The 22,732-nt window shown below is 58.9% G+C and carries 18 protein-coding genes; 16 read left to right on the forward strand and 2 right to left on the reverse strand.

Annotated features, from left to right (window positions below):
* The first annotated feature begins 134 nt into the window (after nt 1–134).
* The 6 genes from cmk (at nt 135) to lpxK (ending at nt 8,340) form a co-directional block, all read left to right on the forward strand.
* Nucleotides 135–824, forward strand: coding sequence for a (d)CMP kinase (gene cmk / locus SSARUM_RS08300; protein ID WP_004928270.1), 690 nt, complete (start codon nt 135–137; stop codon nt 822–824).
* Nucleotides 825–1,008: 184 nt separating this feature from the next.
* Complete coding sequence (gene rpsA, locus SSARUM_RS08305) at nt 1,009–2,682, forward strand: 30S ribosomal protein S1 (protein ID WP_004928267.1); 1,674 nt, start codon at nt 1,009–1,011, stop codon at nt 2,680–2,682.
* A gap of 62 nt (nt 2,683–2,744) precedes the next feature.
* The gene (ihfB, locus tag SSARUM_RS08310) at nt 2,745–3,029 is read left to right on the forward strand and encodes an integration host factor subunit beta (RefSeq protein WP_004928264.1); all 285 of its coding nucleotides are present in this window, start codon (nt 2,745–2,747) and stop codon (nt 3,027–3,029) included.
* 318 nt (nt 3,030–3,347) lie between these two features.
* Nucleotides 3,348–5,576 (forward strand): ComEC family protein, encoded by a 2,229-nt coding sequence (locus SSARUM_RS08315; RefSeq protein ID WP_230118402.1) that lies wholly within the window; start codon nt 3,348–3,350, stop codon nt 5,574–5,576.
* Between the two features lie 35 nt (nt 5,577–5,611).
* Complete coding sequence (msbA, locus tag SSARUM_RS08320) at nt 5,612–7,360, forward strand: lipid A ABC transporter ATP-binding protein/permease MsbA (RefSeq protein ID WP_021504329.1); 1,749 nt, start codon at nt 5,612–5,614, stop codon at nt 7,358–7,360.
* Nucleotides 7,360–8,340 carry a tetraacyldisaccharide 4'-kinase gene (lpxK, locus tag SSARUM_RS08325; RefSeq protein ID WP_039566698.1) on the forward strand — a complete coding sequence of 327 codons (981 nt, stop codon included), beginning with the start codon at nt 7,360–7,362 and terminating at the stop codon, nt 8,338–8,340. Before msbA ends, lpxK begins: the two co-directional genes overlap by 1 nt.
* A gap of 2 nt (nt 8,341–8,342) precedes the next feature.
* Here lpxK and hglS read toward each other — a convergent pair whose 3' ends face one another.
* Nucleotides 8,343–9,749: a 2-oxoadipate dioxygenase/decarboxylase HglS gene (hglS, locus tag SSARUM_RS08330; RefSeq protein ID WP_039566697.1), complete on the reverse strand. Its 1,407-nt coding sequence runs from the start codon at nt 9,747–9,749 to the stop codon at nt 8,343–8,345.
* A gap of 525 nt (nt 9,750–10,274) precedes the next feature.
* Here hglS and cspE point away from each other — a divergent pair.
* From cspE to SSARUM_RS08360, 6 genes are all read left to right on the forward strand, one after another.
* On the forward strand, nt 10,275–10,484 hold the full coding sequence (cspE, locus tag SSARUM_RS08335; protein WP_019454537.1) for a transcription antiterminator/RNA stability regulator CspE: 210 nt from the start codon (nt 10,275–10,277) through the stop codon (nt 10,482–10,484).
* A 222-nt stretch (nt 10,485–10,706) separates the two neighbouring features.
* Nucleotides 10,707–10,928 carry a cold-shock protein gene (locus tag SSARUM_RS08340; RefSeq protein ID WP_004928241.1) on the forward strand — a complete coding sequence of 74 codons (222 nt, stop codon included), beginning with the start codon at nt 10,707–10,709 and terminating at the stop codon, nt 10,926–10,928.
* Nucleotides 10,929–11,041: 113 nt separating this feature from the next.
* Entirely contained in the window at nt 11,042–12,268 is a 1,227-nt protein-coding gene (locus tag SSARUM_RS08345) for a winged helix-turn-helix domain-containing protein (RefSeq protein ID WP_048321413.1), read from the forward strand.
* Nucleotides 12,269–12,564: 296 nt separating this feature from the next.
* A complete protein-coding gene (locus tag SSARUM_RS08350; RefSeq protein WP_004928237.1) occupies nt 12,565–12,747 on the forward strand; it encodes a Trm112 family protein in 183 nt (60 codons plus the stop codon).
* The gene (gene kdsB, locus SSARUM_RS08355; RefSeq protein ID WP_004928235.1) at nt 12,744–13,493 is read left to right on the forward strand and encodes a 3-deoxy-manno-octulosonate cytidylyltransferase; all 750 of its coding nucleotides are present in this window, start codon (nt 12,744–12,746) and stop codon (nt 13,491–13,493) included. Before SSARUM_RS08350 ends, kdsB begins: the two co-directional genes overlap by 4 nt.
* Before the next feature lie 150 nt (nt 13,494–13,643).
* Entirely contained in the window at nt 13,644–14,540 is an 897-nt protein-coding gene (locus tag SSARUM_RS08360) for a YcbJ family phosphotransferase (protein ID WP_033654240.1), read from the forward strand.
* Between the two features lie 7 nt (nt 14,541–14,547).
* Here SSARUM_RS08360 and elyC read toward each other — a convergent pair whose 3' ends face one another.
* Nucleotides 14,548–15,321 (reverse strand): envelope biogenesis factor ElyC, encoded by a 774-nt coding sequence (gene elyC / locus SSARUM_RS08365; RefSeq protein WP_060429833.1) that lies wholly within the window; start codon nt 15,319–15,321, stop codon nt 14,548–14,550.
* A gap of 152 nt (nt 15,322–15,473) precedes the next feature.
* Between elyC and cmoM the strand changes: the two genes are divergently transcribed.
* From cmoM to mukB, 4 genes are read left to right on the forward strand one after another with little or no spacing between them, the layout of a single operon-like run.
* Nucleotides 15,474–16,259, forward strand: a complete 786-nt coding sequence (gene cmoM, locus SSARUM_RS08370) for a tRNA uridine 5-oxyacetic acid(34) methyltransferase CmoM (protein WP_033646604.1) — start codon at nt 15,474–15,476, stop codon at nt 16,257–16,259.
* Entirely contained in the window at nt 16,256–17,578 is a 1,323-nt protein-coding gene (gene mukF, locus SSARUM_RS08375; protein ID WP_004928228.1) for a chromosome partition protein MukF, read from the forward strand. Before cmoM ends, mukF begins: the two co-directional genes overlap by 4 nt.
* A complete protein-coding gene (gene mukE, locus SSARUM_RS08380; RefSeq protein WP_033637863.1) occupies nt 17,559–18,287 on the forward strand; it encodes a chromosome partition protein MukE in 729 nt (242 codons plus the stop codon). Before mukF ends, mukE begins: the two co-directional genes overlap by 20 nt.
* Nucleotides 18,284–22,732, forward strand: coding sequence for a chromosome partition protein MukB (gene mukB, locus SSARUM_RS08385; protein WP_060429835.1), 4,449 nt, complete (start codon nt 18,284–18,286; stop codon nt 22,730–22,732). The genes mukE and mukB overlap by 4 nt, the downstream gene beginning before the upstream one ends.

Here is a 22,732-nt window from a genome sequence, read left to right on the forward strand (position 1 = left end):
GATCGCCGTAGGGCAGCGTATAATACGCCACCGTATTTGCCCCTGATTGGGCAGGTGACAGAGAGTACGGCGCGCGGGCCTTGAGCCGAAGCGCACCGTGTCTCTGTGAGGTTTTCTACCTGAAGGAGAGAGAAATGACGGCTACAGCCCCGGTGATAACCGTTGATGGACCAAGTGGCGCAGGCAAAGGCACGCTGTGTAAAGCGTTGGCCGAGTCCCTTGGTTGGCGTTTGCTGGATTCCGGCGCGATCTATCGCGTGCTGGCGCTGGCGGCGTTGCATCATCAGGTGGATATCACTTCTGAGGAAGCGCTGGTTCCGCTGGCCGCACATCTCGATGTTCGCTTCGTTGCCCAGGACGGCAAGCTGCAGGTGATTTTGGAAGGTGAGGACGTCAGCAATGAGATCCGCACCGAAACCGTCGGCAACACCGCGTCGCAAGCGGCGGCGTTTCCGCGCGTGCGCGAGGCGCTGTTGCGCCGCCAGCGCGCATTCCGCGAGGCGCCCGGCCTGATTGCCGATGGCCGCGACATGGGCACGGTGGTGTTCCCGGACGCACCGGTCAAGATTTTCCTCGACGCCAGCTCGGAGGAGCGCGCGCACCGCCGCATGCTGCAGTTGCAGGAGAAGGGCTTTAATGTTAACTTTGAACGTCTTTTAGCCGAGATAAAGGAACGGGACGACCGTGACCGTAATCGGCCTATCGCGCCTCTGGTGCCTGCTTCTGACGCCCTCGTGCTGGATTCTACCAGCATGTCGATCGAAGAAGTGATCCGGCAGGCGTTGACGTATGCACAGAAAGTGTTGGCGTTGCCGCAGCAATAAGCGCGGCGGCGCTATTGGCTTTTTGTCATATTTGTCATAGCGGTATCGCAATATATCGGGTAAAATTTTACCCCTGTAACCTTAAACCCTGTCGGCATGGAGCCAATGGCGGGGTATGTGAAACAACCCCATTCGGCGGGACGCTAAATGGACGTTAAACTAAAGAACCCTGAAGATTAACAACATGACTGAATCTTTCGCTCAACTCTTTGAAGAATCCTTAAAAGAAATCGAAACCCGCCCGGGTTCCATCGTTCGTGGCGTCGTTGTTGCTATCGACAAAGATATCGTGCTGGTTGACGCCGGTCTGAAATCTGAGTCTGCCATCCCGGCTGAGCAATTCAAAAACGCCCAGGGCGAGCTGGAAATCCAGGTTGGTGACGAAGTTGACGTTGCTCTGGATGCTGTTGAAGACGGCTTCGGTGAAACCCTGCTGTCCCGTGAGAAAGCTAAGCGTCACGAAGCTTGGATCACGCTGGAAAAAGCTTACGAAGAAGCTGAGACTGTAACCGGTGTTATCAACGGCAAAGTGAAGGGTGGCTTCACCGTCGAGCTGAACGGCATCCGCGCGTTCCTGCCAGGTTCCCTGGTTGACGTGCGTCCGGTACGTGACACTCTGCACCTGGAAGGCAAAGAGCTTGAGTTCAAAGTCATCAAGCTGGATCAGAAGCGCAACAACGTTGTCGTTTCTCGCCGTGCGGTTATCGAATCCGAGAACAGCGCTGAGCGCGATCAACTGCTGGAAAACCTGCAGGAAGGCATGGAAGTTAAAGGTATCGTTAAGAACCTCACTGACTACGGTGCATTCGTTGATCTGGGCGGCGTAGACGGCCTGCTGCACATCACTGACATGGCTTGGAAACGCGTTAAGCACCCAAGCGAAATCGTCAACGTTGGCGATGAAATCACTGTTAAAGTGCTGAAGTTCGACCGCGAGCGTACTCGTGTATCCCTGGGCCTGAAACAGCTGGGCGAAGATCCATGGGTTGCTATCGCGAAACGTTACCCAGAAGGCACCAAGCTGACTGGTCGTGTAACCAACCTGACTGATTACGGCTGCTTCGTAGAAATCGAAGAAGGCGTTGAAGGTCTGGTACACGTTTCTGAAATGGATTGGACCAACAAAAACATCCATCCGTCCAAAGTTGTTAACGTGGGCGACGTAGTGGAAGTGATGGTTCTGGACATCGATGAAGAACGTCGTCGTATCTCCCTGGGCCTGAAGCAGTGCAAATCCAACCCATGGCAGCAGTTCGCAGAAACCCACAACAAGGGCGACCGCGTTGAAGGTAAAATCAAGTCTATCACTGACTTCGGTATCTTCATCGGCCTGGACGGCGGCATCGACGGCCTGGTTCACCTGTCTGACATCTCCTGGAACGTTGCAGGCGAAGAAGCAGTTCGTGAATACAAGAAAGGCGACGAAATCGCAGCGGTTGTTCTGCAAGTTGACGCAGAGCGCGAGCGTATCTCCCTGGGCGTGAAGCAGCTGGCTGAAGACCCGTTCAATAACTACCTGTCTATGAACAAGAAAGGTGCTATTGTTACTGGTAAAGTCACTGCAGTTGACGCCAAAGGTGCTACAGTTGAATTGGCAGGCGGCGTAGAAGGTTACCTGCGTGCATCTGAAGCCTCTCGCGACCGCATTGAAGATGCAACTCTGGTTCTGAACGTAGGTGACGAAGTTGAAGCCAAATTCACCGGCGTTGACCGTAAGAACCGCGTTGTAAGCCTGTCCGTACGTGCTAAGGACGAAGCTGACGAGAAAGACGCCATCGCAACTGTTAACAACAAACAGGAAGAAGGCAACTTCTCTAACGCAATGGCTGAAGCTTTCAAAGCGGCTAAAGGCGAGTAATGACGGGGGGCGGTCTCTGACCGCCCCGATACGGTAGTTTAGCTGCAAAGCTTGGAGGTACTATGACCAAGTCTGAACTTATTGAAAGACTTGCTGGCCAGCAATCTCATATTCCGGCGAAGGCCGTTGAGGATGCAGTGAAAGAGATGCTTGAGCACATGGCCGCAACGCTGGCCGAGGGCGAACGCATTGAGATCCGCGGATTCGGCAGTTTTTCTCTTCACTACCGTGCCCCGCGTGTAGGCCGCAACCCGAAAACCGGCGACAAAGTCGAGCTGGACGGCAAGTACGTTCCTCACTTCAAACCAGGCAAAGAGTTGCGTGACCGCGCCAATATCTATGGCTAGTCGCTGACTGCCCATAGCGTTGTTGCTTGTAAAGAATATAAAACGGTGCCTTTAAGGCGCCGTTTTTTTTCGCCTGCGATTCCCCGAGCTCTGCTTGTGAATTGCGTACCGCGCCGCATTTGCGGTGTGGCTGCTGCATAAGCCTCTCTTATCCTGCCGTGCTCGCCGCATCCTCACTAAAGCCCGCTGGCGGCGACATGTCGCTTGAATAATCCTGCTTGCTCTTCGTGATGCGTTTTTGCTCATGGTGAAGCCGATGGGAGAAGAGCGATCAAAATTTCGCTGGATCTGGCGATATTCGCCGTTATCTGCGGCATCTTGCCGCTGCTGCTTTTACCGCAGTTGCCAGAGCAATGGTTGCTGTGGCCGATGCTGCTGGTCGCCGGTTTACTGCTGCGCACCCGTTGGCCGTTCTGCCGTTATTTGGCCTGCCTGGGATTGGGATTCATATGGGCAGTTTTCAACGCCGGAAGCCTGCTCGGGCAAATGGATCGCTTAAGCCGCGTGCCGGAAGTGACGGCGGTGGTGCAGATAAGCAGCGTCGCACTGGAGCCTGCCGTCAGTAAGCAGACCCTGATGCGCATCGAGCGGGTCGACGGCCATTGGCTGGCGCCTGCGCTGGCGTTTACCACGACATGGGCTCCGAAAGAGCAACGGCTGTGTGCCGGGCAGCGTTGGCAATTGAAACTGCGCATGCGGCCGGTGCATGGCAAGCTCAATGAAGGAGGCTTCGACAGCCAACGTTGGGCGATCGCACAGTGCCAGCCGTTGACCGCTCAGGTCAGGCAGGCGCGCTTGCTGGAGGGGAATTGCGGCCTGCGCCAGCGCATTATCAGCCATGCTGAAGCCAACATTGGTGAATTGCGTTACAAGGCGGTGTTGCTGGCGTTGGCGTTTGGGGAAAGAACCGCGCTCGAACAGGCTTTGCGCACGCTGATGTTGAAAACCGGTATCGCTCATCTGATGGCCATATCGGGGTTACATGTTGCGATGGTCGCCATTTTGTTCTGGGCAGTGCTGCGCGCTCTGCAGTTTTTCCTCCCCGCCCATCTGATTGGTTATCGTTTTCCGTTGATCGCGGGCTGGGTGGCGACGCTGATCTATGTTTGGTTGGTGGGCGCCCAGCCGCCGGCGGTGCGTACCGCGTTGGCGATGACGCTGTGGATGCTGCTGCGTTTGCGCGGCGTGCATTGCTCTTCATGGCAAGTGTGGCTGTGGTGCATCGGGCTTATTTTGCTCTGTGATCCGTTGGCGGTCTTGTCAGACAGTTTCTGGTTGTCGGTACTGGCGGTGGGGTGCCTGATTTTTTGGTTCGAGTGGGCACCGCTCGGCGAGCGATTTCGTTCGGCGTGGTATTGGGCTCCGGTGCGCTGGCTGCATATTCAGCTAGGCATGACGTTGCTGCTGGTGCCGATGCAGGCCGCGCTGTTTCTGGGCCTGACGTTGACCTCGCTGCCGGCCAATCTCTGGGCGGTGCCCATCGTCTCATTGGTGACGGTGCCGTTGATTTTACTGGCGTTGATTTGCGGCATCTTCCCCTCGCTAAGTTACGGGCTTTGGTGGTTGGCGGATTTCACATTGGGATGGGTGTTTGTGCCGTTAAATTATCTGCAGCGCGGTTGGGTGGATTTGGGGGCCGCCTCGTTGCTTGCCAGCGCGTCGGGATGGCTTCTCGTTATCTGTTGGCGCTTTCATTGGTGGTGGCGCTATGCGCCTGGACTGGCAGCGATAGCCATATGCTGCGTGTTATGGCGAGGTAAAGCACCGGATTACCATTGGCGAGTCGACATGCTCGATGTCGGGCACGGCCTGGCGGTGGTGATCGAGCAAAACGGCAAGGGGATACTGTACGACACCGGCGATCGTTGGGCGACAGGCAGTGCCGCAGAACGGCATATATTGCCGATGCTGAACTGGCGGGGCATTGAGCTGGAGCAGATCATTATCAGCCATATTCATCTCGATCATATCGGCGGGCTCCCGACGATGCGGCGAGCGTTCCCGCAAGCTACCGTGCGCAGCCCGATACGCGGGGAAGGGCATTTACCCTGCATCGCCGGCGAGCGTTGGCGCTGGCAGTCGTTGCAATTCGAGGTGCTGTGGCCGCCGAAAATGCTCAAAAGGCCGGTTAATGACGACTCTTGCGTGATCCGTATCGACGACGGGAAATACAGTCTGCTGCTCACCGGCGATGCGGAAAAGAGGGCGGAGGCGCAGCTGCTCCGATTGCGGCGCGACCGCTTAATGGCCACGGTATTGCAGGTGGGGCACCATGGCAGCAAAACTTCCTCAACACCGCCTTTTTTGCGCGCGGTTAATCCCGAAGCTGCGCTGGCGTCCGCATCTCGTTACGGTAAATGGCGTTTGCCGGCGCGTAAAGTGGTCGCCCGATATCGGGCAAATGGCATTACATGGCACGATACGACGCGCTCCGGCCAGTTGTCGGTGCTTTTTTTCGACAACGATTGGCAAATTAAAGGCTTTCGCGAACAATTAATGCCCCGTTGGTACCATCAGCGGTTTGGCGTAGAGGGCGATAATGAGTAAAATAGGCCGCTATTTCTTCCGATGCTGGTATTTGCATGATGAATGATAAAGATCTCTCGACCTGGCAGACGTTCCGTCGACTCTGGCCGATGATCACTCCTTTTAAGACCGGGCTGATTGTGGCCGCCATTGCGTTGATTATGAACGCAGCGGGGGACACGCTGATGCTGTCTCTGCTTAAACCGTTATTGGACGATGGGTTTGGAAAAACCGACAGCAGCGTGCTGGTGTGGATGCCGCTGGCGGTGATTGCGCTGATGCTGATGCGCGGCGTGACCAGCTTTGTTTCAAGCTACTGCATTTCCTGGGTTTCCGGCATGGTGGTGATGCAGATGCGCCGCCGCCTGTTTGGCCACATGATGAGAATGCCGGTGGCCTTCTTCGATCAGCAATCCACCGGGACGTTGCTGTCGCGCATTACCTATGATTCCGAGCAGGTGGCGTCTTCTTCTTCCAGCGCGCTGGTGACCGTGGTGCGCGAAGGGGCCTCGATCATTGGCCTGTTCATCATGATGTTCTACTACAGCTGGCAGCTGTCGGTGATCCTGATCGTGCTGGCGCCGATCGTCTCCATCGCCATTCGCCTGGTGTCCAAGCGTTTTCGCAACATCAGCAAGAACATGCAGAACACCATGGGGCAGGTGACCACCAGCGCCGAACAGATGCTGAAAGGCCATAAAGAAGTGCTGATCTTCGGTGGCCAGCAGGTGGAAACCGAGCGCTTTAACTCGGTGAGCAACCGCATGCGTCAACAGGGCATGAAACTGGTCTCTGCGTCTTCCATTTCCGATCCGATCATTCAGCTGATCGCTTCGCTGGCCCTGGCGTTCGTGCTGTTTGCCGCCAGCTTCCCAAGCGTGATGGAAACCCTGACCGCCGGCACCATTACCGTGGTGTTCTCGTCAATGATCGCGCTGATGCGTCCGCTGAAGTCGCTGACCAACGTCAATGCCCAGTTCCAGCGTGGGATGGCGGCCTGCCAGACGCTGTTCTCCATCTTGGATATGGAACAGGAAAAAGACACCGGCACCCGCGAAGTGAAGCGCGCGAAAGGCGACATCGAATTCCGCAACGTCACCTTCTACTATCCGGCTAAAGAAACGCCGGCGCTGCGTGATATCAACCTGAAAATCGCCGAAGGCAAGACTGTGGCGTTGGTGGGCCGCTCGGGTTCGGGTAAATCCACCATCGCCAACCTGCTGACGCGCTTCTACGATATTCAGGAAGGCGAAATCCTGATGGATGGCCACGATCTGCGTGAATATACCCTGGCCTCACTGCGTAATCAGGTGGCGCTGGTCTCGCAAAACGTGCACCTGTTCAACGATACCATCGCCAACAACATCGCCTATGCGCGCGAGAGCGAATACAGCCGCGAGCAGATTGAGAAAGCGGCCGAAATGGCGTACGCGATGGACTTCATCAACAAGATGGAAAACGGCCTGGATACGGTGATCGGTGAAAACGGCGTGATGCTGTCCGGCGGCCAACGTCAGCGCATCGCCATCGCGCGTGCTTTGCTGCGCGATTGCCCGATCCTGATCCTGGATGAGGCGACTTCTGCGCTGGATACCGAATCCGAGCGTGCCATTCAGGCCGCACTGGACGAGCTGCAGAAAGACCGTACTTCGCTGGTGATCGCACACCGTCTGTCGACGATTGAGAAGGCGGACGAGATCCTGGTGGTGGAGGACGGTCGCATCGTCGAACGCGGCGAGCACGCCGAGTTGCTTGAACGGCAGGGCGCCTATGCGCAACTGCACCGCATGCAGTTTGGTCAATAATGATTGAGCGCATTTGGTCCGGCGGTTCGCTGCTTTATCTGGCGCTGCTGCCGCTCTCCTGGCTGTATGGCCTGTTCAGCTGGCTGATCCGCCTCAGCTACCGCTGTGGCCTGCGCAAAAGCTGGCGCGCGCCGGTGCCGGTGGTGGTGGTGGGCAACCTCACCGCCGGCGGCAACGGCAAAACGCCGATGGTGATCTGGCTGGTGGAACACCTGCAGCAGCGGGGCTATCGCGTTGGCGTGGTTTCGCGTGGTTACGGCGGTAAGTCGGCGGTCTATCCCCTGGTGCTCAATCAGAATACCTCGACCCGCGAGGCGGGCGATGAGCCGGTGCTGATTTATCAGCGGACCGGTGCGCCCGTGGCGATTGCGCCCAAGCGAGCAGAGGCGGTGCAGGCCTTGCTGCAACAACAGCCGCTGGATGCGATCGTCACCGACGATGGCTTGCAGCACTATGCTTTACAGCGTGACTTCGAGCTGGTGGTCATCGACGGCGTGCGTCGCTTCGGCAACGGCTGGTGGTTGCCGGCCGGGCCGATGCGCGAGCGTGCTGCGCGGCTTGGCAGTGTCAATGCGCGCGTCGCCAATGGCGGCGTGGCGCAGGCCGGGGAAATTGCCATGCGCCTGCAGGCGCGTGATGCGGTGAACCTGCTGAGCGGTGAACGTCGCCCGGTGGCCGAGCTGCCGCGCGTGGTAGCGATGGCGGGCATCGGCCATCCGCCGCGTTTCTTCGCGACGTTGGAAAAACTGAACGTCGAGGTGGTGCAGGAAGTGGCGTTTGCCGATCATCAGGAATATCAGCAGGCGCAGCTGGCGGCGCTGGTTGCTGCCGATCAAACGCTGTTGATGACGGAGAAGGACGCGGTGAAATGTCGCGCCTTTGCCCAGCCCAATTGGTGGTATTTGCCGGTTGATGCGGTGCTACCGTCCGCTCAGGCTGAGCAACTGCTGCAGGATATCGAATCTCTGCTGACCAAGTAACCTCAGGATGTCAGCGTGGCAAGCCCCAGGGCTTGCGCGCAGGCTTCCAGCGAACGCTGCTGGGTTTGCTGATATAGCGCCAGCTCGTCGATCACCTCACTGCCCAACGCTTGTTCAAACGCTGCCCGGCTGGAAGCGGCGTTGTACTGCGCGTGGCGGCTGTCCCCCAGATTCGACTGGAAAATCCCCGCGGCGCTGACCGGCAGAAAATCTTCATACACCAGCGGCTGGAAGCGAACGTGTTCTTTCTCGATCAGTTGCTCCAGAGTGCTGTGCTTATCCAGCGACTCTTTGGCCGCCAGGCCGCATTCGGTCGGGAAATAGCGGAACCAGGCCAGCTGTTGCTCGCGCAGCGTGGCGTAATCATCCGGAAACGCCCGGAAGTTTTCCTCCAGCAGTTGATAGTAGCGCTCGGCATTCTTCTCGCTCGGCGGCGCTTGCAGCGCATCGTTGGTGGCCTGCAGCAGACGGTCGTAGAGTTCTCTTCCTTTCGTCGTCAGCGCCACACCGCGCTGTTCGATCTCGCCGAAGCGCGCGGTATGGTGGCCGGCGACGGCACGGCCGTCATGCTCAACGAAATCGACGCGTTCTTCCAACGCCTTGAAGCTGGTTTGGCGCAGCAGGATCGCGCGACGACGGCGCGGCGGGCCCTCGATGACCGCCTTGGGCGTAATGCCGCGGCCGGGCATCGCCTGCTGAACGCGATCGATATCCAGCGTGCGCGGTGTCAGATGGTTGATATGCGGCCCTTTAAACGCCACCACGTCGGCGATCAGGCGATGCTGATCGTGCAGCTGCCGGTATTCTTCGGCGCTGACCGTCGCCTGGTTGTGCCAGCGGAAGGTTTCCAGCGCTTGTTCGACAAATTCTTGCGCCTGCACTTCATTCAGCCCGCCTTGCGCTTCCTGCAGCGCGATCAGCTCCAGCGCGCGATCGGTAAAGATGCGGCGGCGCGCCAGCAAGCGCTCGGCCAGCGCACGCAGCGCGGGATCTTCTATCAGTTCCAGGCGCAGCAGGGAGGTGAACACGCGGAAAGGGCTGATCTGCAGCGCGTCTTCGTGTACGGCGCGAAAAGCGGTGGAGTGCACCGGAACGCCCGCCACCGACAGGTCATAGTAACCGACCGGCGCCATGCCCATCACCCGGAACAGGCGGCGCAGGGTGGCCAGCTCGTCCGCGGTGCCGACCCGGATGGCGCCGTGGCGCTCCATCGCCAGGCGTTCTATCTCGCCGGTAATTTGCAGTTGATGAGCCAGTGCGGCATCTTCGCGCAGAACCTGTCGGTTGGTTTCCGCCACCAGCTCCAGCAGATCGCCGTACAGCGGCACCTCCTTTTGATACATGTCCGACATCGCGTGAGAGAATCTGGCGCGGATTTCATTAGGTGAAACGAACTGCTGGGCGGTCATGCGCATAGCTCCTTGATTCAGCATAATCTGAAAAATCGTGTTTTTAGCGGCAAAAGTGCTGGCGAAAAAGCCGTCTGCCTTGTTTTCCCCTCAAGTTTAGCTATCTGGTTTGGGATTTGTTATAGACGTGGCAAGCATATTAGAGTTTTATGCGTCAGCTCTCATTTGCAGCGCACAGACGGGCAAAAGATGCCCTGGCGAGCGGAGAGACGCGGTGGTTCGGCCGCGGCGACCATTAAATTAAGTCATGCATATTCAGGGAGATAAAAATAAATTCGGCTTATTTATGAATTTAAGGCAATAAACCTCTTGTGCATTCACCAGTTTTATGAGTAAATGCAAGTCGGCCTGTAATCCAGACCTATTTATGTTCGAGTTTAGAGTTAAGCAGTTCCTCCAAAAACGTTATCATCCGATTCCGCTTCAAAGACGAACCTTCTAAGTACCTCCCATAAGTAATGTTTCTGAAACGGCCCCAATTGCCTCTTATGGCAGGTTTTGTAAATATATTTAAAGGTAAATGTAATGTCTAAGAAGACTGGTCAGGTTAAGTGGTTCAACGAAAGCAAAGGTTTTGGTTTCATTGAGCAGAACGACGGCGGCAAAGATGTATTCGTACACTTCTCCGCAATCATGACCGACGGTTTCAAGACCCTGGCTGAAGGCCAGCGCGTCGAGTACACCATCCAGGACAGCCCGCGCGGGCCGGCTGCCGCCAACGTAGTTGCTCTGTAAGAATACAGGGAACGCGTATAAGAGATCTTAATACAACCATGGTGATGCGTCAGCGCTGAGTCATGCGGAAGATATTAAGTTCAACAAGCCCGCCTTAGTGCGGGTTTTTTTATTTTTTGCTCACGAGAGGTTTGTTACGAAAAACTTTAGGATGGGCTGGTAGCGTCCAGACAATATAAAAAATGACGTTGTCAAGGATGCTCAAGTAAAAGGATATAAGTTATGTTTAAAAATACTGTGTTAAAAATGGGTCGCGTGAAATGGTTTAATCAGGCCGAAGGCTATGGTTTTATTTCACCGGTAGATGGCAGCGACGAAATCTATGTCAATCGCAACGCTATCGCCAACACCAAAAATAAGTCGTTGAACGAAGGTCAGAACGTCGAGTTCTCGATCTATCGCAGCTCACATGGGCTGTCCGCGGCAGACGTTATCGCGTTCTGATCGCATCCACCTTCCTCGCCAGTGCCGGTGTCGCCACCCGCATGCACTGGCGAAGATAAATCCCTCGATATCCACTATTATCAGGCCATTGCCTACTTGTCACGGATATCAGGATGACCACCCCGATAATTTCCCTTACCGCCGCTCGCGCGCTGCACCTTGCCGCCCAGGGGCTGCTTTCTCCGCTTAAACGCCAGGCTCGGCCCGACGACGTCGTAAACGCGATCCAGCGCATGGGGCTGTTACAAATCGATACCATTAGCGTCGTCGCCCGCAGCCCGTATCTGGTGCTGTTCAGCCGTTTGGGGGCCTATCAACCGGAATGGCTGGAGCAGGCGCTCGCCGGCCGCAAGCTGTTCGAGTATTGGGCGCACGAAGCCTGTTTCCTGCCGATCGAGGATTTTGGTCTGCTGCGGCATCGCATGCTGGCGCCGCATGATATGGGCTGGAAATATTCCGCCGACTGGGTGCAGCAGCACCAGGCGGCGATGGACAACCTGCTGCGGCACATCGAACAGCAGGGGCCGGTGCGCTCCGCCGATTTCAGCGCCGAGAAGAAAGGCAACAGCGGATGGTGGGACTGGAAACCGGAGAAACGGCATCTGGAGATCCTGTTTACCGCCGGCAAGCTGATGGTGGCCGAGCGTCGCAACTTCCACCGGGTTTACGATCTGACCGAAAGGCTGCTGCCGGCCTGGGACGATGCGCGTCATGCGCTGCCTGCGGAGCGGGCGCGCCGGCAAATGTTGCATCGCACCTGCCGCTATCTGGGCATTTTCCGCGCCGAATGGTTGGCGGATTACTATCGGCTGAAACGCGTGGCGCCAAAAACTTTGCTGGCAGAGCTGCAGGATCAGGGGGAGATTTCGCCGGTGCGGGTAGAGGGGCTGGAAGGGCAGTTCTATGTGCATGGCTCACTGACGGAATTGCTGCCGCTGGCGGAACAGGGCAAGCTGAAATCGACGGTCACCAGCCTGCTGTCGCCGTTTGATCCGGTGGTTTGGGATCGCCGCCGGGCGCTCGAGCTGTTCAACTTTGACTATCGGCTGGAGTGCTATACGCCGAAAGAAAAACGCCGCTATGGCTACTTCACCTTGCCGGTGCTGCATCGGGGTGAACTGGTGGGGCGCATTGACGCCAAGGCGCACCGCCGCCAGGGGGTGTTCGAGATCATCAGCTTTCATGTGGAGCCGCGGGTGCGCTTCGGCAAACGGCGGGCCCAAGATATTCGGCAGGCCATCGCGCGTATGGCCAAATGGCACGGCGCGCAACGCGTCGCGCTGGGCGACATTCCGGCGGCGTTGGCCGCTGAATGGGGTGCCGGCTGGGAAGTGGGATAACGAGCGACGCCGTCGGTGGGGTAAAACGAAGTTCAGCGCCGCTCGTTACAAAGGGGCTCAGTGGCTGAAGTTAGCGAACAGAGCGATGATTTTATGCAGACGTTTGATCACGTATCACGGCCTTTTTGTGATTTGTATCACAAAATTCTACGCCGGGATGCGCCGCAGTTCAAGCTGTTGCGCCGGCGCGCTGAGGAAATATCGGTGGGTTGGCGCCGCCGGTGATTAACCTGAGGCCGGGCGTTATGCTATCCTCACTGCCTTTCCCAGATGACCAATCCCCTAGCGGAGGATGCATGGACCACCGTTTACTCGAAATCGTTGCCTGCCCGGTATGCAATGGCAAACTCTATTTCAATAAAGAAAACCAGGAACTGGTGTGCAAAGCGGACGGGTTGGCTTACCCGCTGCGCGACGGCATTCCGGTGCTGTTGGAAAATGAAGCGCGTGCGCTGTCGCTGGATGAGAAGCACGCATGAGTTTTATCGCTATTATTCCCGCCCGCTACGCCTCAACCCGTTTGCCGGGCAAACCGCTGGCCGATATTCACGGCAAGCCGATGGTGGTGCACGTGATGGAGCGCGCCCGCGAGTCCGGCGCCAGCCGCGTCATCGTGGCGACCGATCACCCTGAAGTCGCCAAAGCGGTGGAAGCCGCCGGCGGCGAAGTGTGCATGACCAGCCCGGATCACCATTCTGGCACCGAGCGTCTGGCGGAAGTGATCGCGCACTACGGCTTTGCCGACGATCAGATCATCGTTAACGTGCAGGGCGACGAACCGCTGATCCCGCCGGTGATCGTGCGTCAGGTGGCGGAGAACCTGGCGGGCAGCCAGGCCGGCATGGCGACGCTGGCAGTGCCGATCGAGAGCGCCGAAGAGGCTTTCAACCCCAACGCGGTGAAGGTCGTGATGGACGCGCAGGGCTACGCGCTCTATTTCTCTCGCGCCACCATTCCGTGGGATCGCGAGCGTTTCGCCGCGTCGAAAGAGAGCATCGGCGACAGCCTGCTGCGTCATATCGGCATCTACGCCTATCGCGCCGGCTTCGTGCGCCGCTACGTCAGCTGGGCGCCGAGCCAACTGGAGCAGATCGAGCTGTTGGAACAGCTGCGGGTGCTGTGGTACGGTGAAAAAATCCACGTGGCGGTCGCGAAAGCGATCCCGAGCGTGGGGGTCGATACGCCGGAAGATCTCCAGCGCGTGCGCGACAGCATTCAACCTTGAGCCTGAGTTCGTCGGCGCGGCGCGCAACGCGCCGACGATGTAATACCCTCCATTATTGATCCCCGTTTTGTTGATCTGCGTTGAAGAATTTTTCCGCTCACCGTTCGATGATGTTACGCATCCCCCCTATTAGCCTGAGGTGAATGCCTTATGGAGCAGTTACGCGCCGAACTGAGCATTGTGCTGGGTGAGTCCATCAGCCGGCTGGAGCGGGTGAGCGAGCAGCCTTATGCGCATATGTATTCGCTGTACGATCGGCAGGGCAACGCGATCCCGCTGATGGCGAAAAGCTTTATCTGTCAGGGTATCGCCCAGCAGGAGGCGTACAAGCTGTCAATGCTGGCGCGCGACGGGGATATTCGCCTGCCTACGGTGTACGGCGTGGTGTGTACCCACCAGGCGCCGTACAAGGAAATCCTGCTGATCGAGCGCCTGCGCGGCGTGTCGGCTGAAGCGCCGACGCGTTCGCCGGATCGCTGGAATATGCTGATGGAGCAGATCGTTGACGGGATATTGGCCTGGCACCGCATCGACAGCCACGGCAGCGTCGGCAGCGTTGACAGCACGCAGGAGAACGACTGGTTTTGCTGGTATCAACAGCGGGTCGAAGTGCTGTGGGCGACGGTGGTCAATCTCACCACCCCGCAGCTGACCATGGCGGATCGCCGTTTGCTGTACCGCACGCGCGAAGCGCTGACCCATTTTTTCGTCGGCTTCGACGATCCTTGCGTTCTGGTGCACGGCAACCTGTCGCTGCGCAGCATGCTGAAAGATCCCAAAAGCGATCAACTGCTGGCGATGCTCAATCCCGGCGTGGTGCTGTGGGCGCCACGCGAATACGATCTTTTCCGCCTGTGCGAGGCGGGTATGCCCAGCCAACTGCTGTTCAGCTATCTGCGGCGCGCGCCGGTCGCCGACGCTTTTCTGGCGCGGCGCTGGCTGTACGTGGTGTGGGAAGCGGTGGGGCGTTTGATCCATACCGGCAAGCTGGAGCGGCGGCCGTTCGACTATGCGTCGCAACAGCTGCTGCCCTGGCTGGCCGGTTGAACGGGCCTTACTCGGCGCCGGCGCGGTCCGCGCCTTTCAGCCATTGCCACAGGCTGCCCAGCGTTTCATACCAGGCGCGCTCGGTATGGCCGAGGAACATTGACGACGGCGTGGCGCGATCCCAGATATTCAGCGGCGAGTCGATCGCCAACTGGTTGGCCGGCGCCGGGATCGGGTGCAGGCCTTTCGCCTCGAAGAAGCGCATGGCGCGCGGCAGATGGTTGGCGGAGGTGACCAGAATGAAGGGGTGCTCGCCGACCAACTTGGCGACCTGAGCGGCCTCTTGCTCGGTATCGCGCGGTTCCCCCAGGATCACCATATCGCTGCGCGGCACGCCCAGGCTTTCGGCCACCAGCGCCGCCGTGGCGGCGTTGCTTTGCATGCGTCCGGCGGACGCGCCGGTAAACACCATCCTGGCACCGGGATGCGCAAGATAAAGCCGCACGCCTTCCGTCACGCGCGGCAGACTGTTGCCGAGCAGGTTTGAGCTGGGCGCCCAATCGGGATTGTAGGTATAGCCCCCGCCCAATACCACGATGTAGTTGACCGGATCGTTGCCGCGATAAGTCTGGTATTCGGCTTCAATCGGCCGCAGCAGCCGGTCGGCCACCGGTTGCAGGCTGAAAAGCAGTAAAAACAGCCAGCTCAGCGTGAAAATCGTCTTACCGCTTTTTTGCCAGCGGGTGAACCACAGCAGCAGCAGCGCCAGCCCCATCAGCAGCATCAACAGCGGCAGCGGCATCAGCATGGCGCCAAAGAACTTTTTCAGGTTGAACAGCATCGAAAATCAGATCCTTTTGGGTGAAAAAGCGGCATCCAGGCATAAACCGGCCGCAAGAAGATACATTCTAAGCCAGTCTGTGCCAAAATAGCAGGTTTGAATGGGCGTGCGCTTTGCCGCCGACAAGAATGAGATCAGCGGAGCCGTTGTCCATGCAGGATCGCAATTTTGACGATATTGCTGAAAAATTTGCGCGTAATATTTACGGCACCACGAAAGGAAAAATCCGCCAGGCGGTGGTTTGGCAGGATCTGACCGGGCTGCTGGCGCAGTTGCCGCAGCGGCCGCTGCGCATCCTCGACGCCGGGGGCGGTGAAGGCCATATGGCCTGCCAGTTGGCAGAATTAGGACATCAGGTGTTGTTGTGCGATCTTTCTGGTGAGATGATCCAGCGCGCCGCGCAGCTGGCGGAGCAGAAAGGTGTGAGCCAGAACATGCAATTCGTACAAAGTTCTGCGCAGGATATCGCTCAGCATTTGGAACAGCCGGTTGATCTGATATTGTTTCATGCAGTGCTTGAATGGATCGCCGAGCCCGAAGCGGCGCTGCGGGCGTTGTATGACTGCCTGACGCCGGGCGGCGCGCTGTCGCTGATGTTCTTCAACGCCAACGGCCTCTTGATGCGCAACGTGGTGTTGGGTAATTTCCAACTGGTGGATCCCGAGGTCAGGCGGCGCCGCAAGCGTTCGCTGTCGCCGCAATATCCGCACGATCCGCTATTGGTCTACGGTTGGCTGGAACAGCTGGGCATGCGCATCAGCGGCAAAACCGGGGTGCGGGTGTTCCACGACTATCTGCAGAGCAGACAGCTGCAAACACAAAAATTTGAAGAGTTACTGGCGCTTGAACAGCACTATTGCCGGCAGGAGCCGTACGTGAGTTTGGGGCGCTATATTCACGTCATGGCGCATAAACCAAACCTGAAGGACGAACTATGAGTGAATTTTCCCAGACAGTACCCGAACTGGTCGCCTGGGCACGGAAAAATGATTTCTCTATTTCGCTCCCTACTGAGCGTCTCGCATTTTTGCTCGCCATCGCCACCCTGAACGGCGAACGGCTGGACGGCGAGATGAGCGAAGGTGAGCTGGTTGATGCATTTCGCCATGTCAGCAAGGGTTTTGAACAGACGCATGAAACGGTGGCGATGCGCGCCAACAATGCGATCAACGACATGGTGCGCCAGCGCCTGTTGAACCGCTTTACCAGCGAACTGGCGGACGGTAACGCGATTTACCGCCTCACGCCGCTGGGCATCGGCATTACCGATTACTATATTCGCCAACGCGAATTCTCCACGCTGCGTCTGTCGATGCAGCTGTCGATCGTGGCGCAGGAGCTCAAGCGCGCCGCCGACGCCGCCGACGAGGGCGGCGACGATTTCCATTGGCACCGCAACGTGTTCGCGCCGTTGAAATATTCGGTGGCGGAAATCTTCGACAGCATCGACATGACCCAACGCGTGATGGACGAGCAGCAGCAGAGCGTGAAAAACGACATCGCGGCGCTGCTGAGCAAAGACTGGCGGGCGGCGATCTCCAGCTGCGAGATGCTGCTGTCGGAAACCTCGGGCACCCTGCGCGAGCTGCAGGATACGCTGGATGCGGCGGGCGACAAGCTGCAGGCCAACCTGCTGCGTATCCAGGACGCCACCCTCGGCAACGTGGAGCTGGGCTTCGTCGACAAGCTGGTGTTCGATCTGCAAAGCAAGCTGGATCGCATCATCAGCTGGGGCCAGCAGGCGATTGACCTGTGGATCGGCTACGATCGCCACGTGCATAAATTTATCCGTACCGCTATCGATATGGATAAAAACCGCGTGTTCGCCCAACGCCTGCGCCAGTCGGTGCAAACCTATTTCGACCACCCGTGGGCGCTGACCCATGCCAATGCCGATCGTCTGCTGGACATGCGCGACGAAGAACTGGCGCTGCGCAGCGAGGAAGTGACGGGGGAACTGCCGCCGGATCTGGAGTTCGAAGAGTTTAGCGAAATTCGCGAACAGCTGGCGGCAATGATCGAAGAGGCGCTGAAGGTGTATCAGGAACAGCAGATGCCGCTCAACCTTGCAGCGGTGATGCGCGATTATCTGGCGCAATATCCGCGTGCGCGTCATTTCGACGTGGCACGTTTAGTGGTCGACCAGGCAGTGCGCCTCGGTGTGGCTGAAGCAGATTTCTCAGGGTTGCCGGCGGAATGGCAGGCAATCAATGATTACGGAGCCAAGGTCCAGGCCCATGTCATCGACAAATATTGAACAAGTAATGCCAGTCAAGCTGGCCAAGGCACTGTCCAACTCGCTGTTCCCGGCGCTGGACAGCCAACTGCGCGCGGGTCGTCACATCGGTATCGATGAGCTGGACAACCATGCCTTTTTAATGGATTTCCAGGATGAGCTGGAAGAATTTTACACCCGTTACAGCGTCGAGCTGATTCGGGCGCCGGAAGGTTTCTTCTATTTGCGCCCGCGCTCCACCACGCTGATCCCGCGCTCGGTGCTGTCCGAGCTGGATATGATGGTGGGTAAGATCTTGTGCTACCTATACCTCAGCCCCGAGCGCCTGGCGCACGAAGGCATTTTCAGCCATCAGGAGCTGTACGACGAGTTGCTGAGCCTGGCCGATGAGAACAAGCTGCTGAAGTTCGTTAATCAGCGCTCCACCGGTTCGGATCTCGATCGGCAGAAGCTGCACGAAAAGGTGCGCACCTCGCTGAACCGCCTGCGCCGCCTTGGCATGGTCTACTTCATGGGCAATGACAGCAGCAAGTTCCGCATTACCGAGGCGGTGTTCCGCTTCGGCGCCGACGTGCGCAGCGGCGACGATCCGCGTGAAGCGCAGCTGCGCATGATTCGCGACGGCGAGGCGATGCCGGTTGAAACCAGCCTGTCGCTGAACGATGAGAATGAGGCTGAGGATCAGCAGGTTGATAACGCTCCTGACGGTGCAGAGGATGAACAGGAATGATTGAACGCGGTAAATTTCGCTCGCTGACGCTGGTTAACTGGAACGGCTTCTTTGCCCGCACCTTTGATCTGGATGAGCTGGTGACCACGCTGTCTGGCGGTAACGGGGCAGGGAAATCCACCACCATGGCGGCTTTCGTCACCGCACTGATCCCCGATCTGACGCTGCTGCACTTCCGTAACACCACCGAAGCGGGCGCCACCAGCGGTTCGCGCGATAAAGGCCTGCACGGCAAGCTGCGCGCCGGCGTGTGCTACTCCACCCTCGACGTCGTCAACTCGCGCCACCAGCGCGTGGTGGTCGGCGTGCGTCTGCAGCAGGTAGCGGGGCGCGATCGCAAGGTCGACATCAAACCATTCACCATTCAGGGCCTGCCGACTGCGGTGCAGCCGACCGAGCTGCTGACCCAGACCGTGGGTGAGCGCCAGGCGCGCGTGCTGTCGTTGCAGGAACTGAAGGATCGCGTGGAAGAGATGGAGGGCGTGCAGTTCAAGCAGTTCAACTCCATCACCGATTACCACTCGCTGATGTTCGATCTGGGCGTGATCCCGAAACGCCTGCGTTCGTCCGCCGATCGCAGCAAATTCTACCGTCTGATTGAAGCGTCGCTGTACGGCGGTATTTCCAGCGCTATCACTCGCTCGCTGCGCGATTACCTGCTGCCGGAAAACAGCGGCGTGCGCAAGGCGTTCCAGGATATGGAAGCGGCGCTGCGCGAAAACCGCATGACGCTGGAAGCGATCCGCGTCACCCAGTCGGATCGCGATCTGTTCAAGCATTTGATCTCCGAGGCTACCTCCTATGTGGCGGCGGACTATATGCGTCACGCCAACGAACGCCGCATCCATCTGGACGGCGCGCTGGCGCTGCGCAGCGATCTGTTGGGCAGCCGCAAGCAGCTGGCCGCCGAACAGTATCGCCATGTGGAAATGGCGCGCGAGCTGAGCGAACAGAGCGGTGCCGAATCCGATCTGGAAACCGATTACCAGGCCGCCAGCGACCACCTGAATCTGGTGCAGACGGCGATGCGTCAGCAGGAGAAGATCGAGCGCTATGAAGCCGATCTGGAAGAGCTGACCTACCGTTTGGAAGAGCAGAACGAAGTGGTGGCCGAGGCCAGCGAGCAACAGGCCGAAAATGAAGCGCGCGCCGAAGCGGCCGAGCTGGAAGTGGATGAGCTGAAGAGCCAGCTGGCCGACTACCAGCAGGCGCTCGACGTGCAGCAGACCCGCGCCATTCAGTATCAGCAGGCGCTGCAGGCGCTGGAGCGCGCACGCGCGCTGTGCCAACTGCCGGATCTGACCGCCGATAACGCCGAACAGTGGCTGGATACCTTCCAGGCCCGCGAGCAGGAGGCGACCGAAGCGCTGCTGATGCTGGAACAGAAGCTGAGCGTGGCCGACGCCGCGCACGGCCAGTTCGAACAGGCCTATCAGCTGGTGGGGAAAATCGCCGGCCAGGTCAGCCGCAGCGAAGCCTGGCAGTGCGCGCGCGAATTGCTGCGCGACTGGCCTTCGCAGCAGCACCTCGCCGAGCGCGTTCAGCCGTTGCGCCTGCGCCTAAGCGAACTGGAACAGCGCCTGCGCTCGCAGCAGGACGCCGAGCGCCTGTTGCAAGAGTTTTGCAAACGCCATGGCCAAGAGTACCAGCCGGACGATCTTGACATGCTGCAGCAGGAGCTGGAAGAGCGCCTGGAAGCGCTGTCGCAGAACGTCAGCGAAGCCGGCGAACGCCGCATGGAGATGCGCCAGGAGCTGGAGCAGATCCAGCAGCGCATCCGTGAGCTGACGGCGCGCGCGCCGGTGTGGCTGGCGGCGCAGGACGCTCTGAGCCAGCTCAGCGATCAGAGCGGAGAGCCGCTGGAAAACAGCCAGCAGGTGACCGAATACATGCAGCAGCTGCTGGAGCGCGAGCGTGAAACCACCGTCGAGCGCGACGAAGTGGCGGCCCGCAAACGTGAAGTGGAAGCGCAGATCGAACGTCTCAGCCAGCCGGGCGGCGCGGAAGATCAACGCCTGGTCACGCTGGCCGAACGTTTCGGCGGCGTGTTGCTGTCGGAAATCTACGATGACGTCACCATCGACGACGCGCCTTACTTCTCGGCGCTGTACGGCCCTTCGCGCCACGCCATCGTGGTGCCGGATCTGTCGCTGGTGCGCGAGATGCTGGAAGGGCTGGAAGATTGCCCGGAAGATCTTTACCTGATCGAAGGGGATCCGCAGTCGTTCGATGACAGCGTATTCGCCGTCGAAGAGCAGGAAAAAGCGGTGGTGGTGAAAATCGCCGATCGCCAGTGGCGTTATTCCCGCTACCCGGAAGTGCCGTTGTTCGGCCGCGCGGCGCGCGAAAATCGCCTGGAAGTGCTGCATGCCGAGCGTGAAACGCTGGCGGAGCGCTACGCCACGCTGTCGTTCGACGTGCAGAAAACCCAGCGCTCGCACCAGGCTTTCAGCCGCTTTATCGGCACCCATCTGGCGGTGGCGTTCGACGCCGACCCGGAAGCGGAGATCCGCGGCCTGAACGCCCGCCGTGGCGAAATCGAACGCGCGCTGAACAATCACGAAGCGCAGAACCAGCAGCAGCGTCAGCAGTACGATCAGGCCAAAGAGGGCATTTCCGCGCTCAACCGCCTGATGCCGCTGGTGTCGTTGCTGAACGATGAAACGTTGCAGGACCGCGTCGACGAGATGCGCGAAGAGCTGGAAGAAGCGCAGGACGCCGCGCGTCATATTCAGCAGCACGGCGTGTCGCTGGCCAAGCTGGAGCCGCTGCTGTCGGTGCTGCAGAGCGATCCGCAGCAGCATGAACAGCTGCAGCAGGATTACGCGCAGGCGCAAAGCGTGCAGCGTCAGGCGAAACAGCAGGCGTTCGCGCTCACTGAAGTGGTGCAGCGTCGCGCGCACTTCAGCTATACCGACTCCGCCGGCATGCAGAACGCCAACAACGATCTCAACGACAAGCTGCGCCAGCGTCTGGAGCAGGCGGAAGCCGAACGCGCCCGCGCCCGTGAGCAACTGCGCCAGTATCAAACCCAGTTCACCCAGTACAGTCAGGTACTGGCTTCGCTGAAAAGTTCGTACGACGCCAAGCGCGACATGCTGAAAGAGCTGAGCCAGGAGCTGGTGGACATCGGCGTGCAGGCCGACGCCAATGCCGAAGCGCGCGCCCGCGCGCGTCGCGACGAACTGCATGCGGCGCTGAGCAACAACCGCGCTCGCCGCAATCAGCTGGAGAAACAGCTGACCTTCTGCGAAGCCGAAATGGACGGCCTGCAGAAGAAACTGCGCAAGCTGGAACGCGATTATCATCAGCTGCGCGAGCAGGTGGTGACCGCCAAGGCGGGCTGGTGCGCGGTGATGCGCCTGGTGAAAGACAACGGCGTGGAACGCCGCCTGCACCGCCGCGAGCTGGCGTATATGGATGGCGACGAGCTGCGCTCGATGTCGGATAAGGCGCTCGGCGCGCTGCGTCTGGCGGTGGCGGATAACGAACATCTGCGCGACGTGCTGCGCCTGTCGGAAGATCCGAAGCGGCCGGAGCGTAAGATTCAGTTCTATATCGCGGTGTACCAGCACCTGCGCGAACGCATCCGTCAGGACATCATCCGCACCGACGATCCGGTCGAGGCCATCGAACAGATGGAAATCGAGCTGGGCCGTCTGACCGAAGAGCTGACCGCGCGCGAGCAGAAGCTGGCGATCAGTTCGAAAAGCGTGGCCAACATCATTCGCAAAACCATTCAGCGCGAACAGAACCGCATTCGCATGCTGAACCAGGGGCTGCAGGCCGTTGCCTTCGGCCAGGTGAAGAGCGTGCGGCTGAACGTCAATGTGCGCGAAGCGCACGCCACTCTGCTGGACGTGCTCTCCGAGCAGCAGGAACAGCATCAGGATCTGTTCAACAGCAACCGCCTGACCTTCTCCGAAGCGTTGGCCAAACTGTATCAACGCCTGAATCCGCAGATCGACATGGGGCAGCGCACGCCGCAGACCATCGGCGAGGAGTTGCTGGACTACCGCAACTACCTGGAGATGGAAGTGGAGGTATACCGTGGCTCCGACGGCTGGCTGCGTGCGGAAAGCGGCGCGTTGTCTACCGGTGAAGCCATCGGTACCGGGATGTCAATCCTGGTGATGGTGGTGCAGAGCTGGGAAGAAGAATCCCGTCGCCTGCGCGGCAAAGACATCTCGCCGTGCCGCCTGCTGTTCCTCGATGAAGCGGCGCGTCTGGATGCCAAGTCGATCGCTACGCTGTTTGAGCTGTGCGACCGTCTGGAGATGCAGCTGATCATCGCGGCGCCGGAAAACATCAGCCCGGAGAAGGGCACCACCTATAAACTGGTGCGTAAGGTGTTCCAGAACCACGAGCATGTGCACGTGGTGGGGCTACGCGGTTTCGCCGGCGAGCCACCGGCGCTGGGCACTGCGCCGGTTGAAACGCCGTAA

This window comes from Serratia sarumanii, from assembly GCF_029962605.1.
Classification (GTDB): Bacteria; Pseudomonadota; Gammaproteobacteria; order Enterobacterales; family Enterobacteriaceae; genus Serratia; species Serratia sarumanii.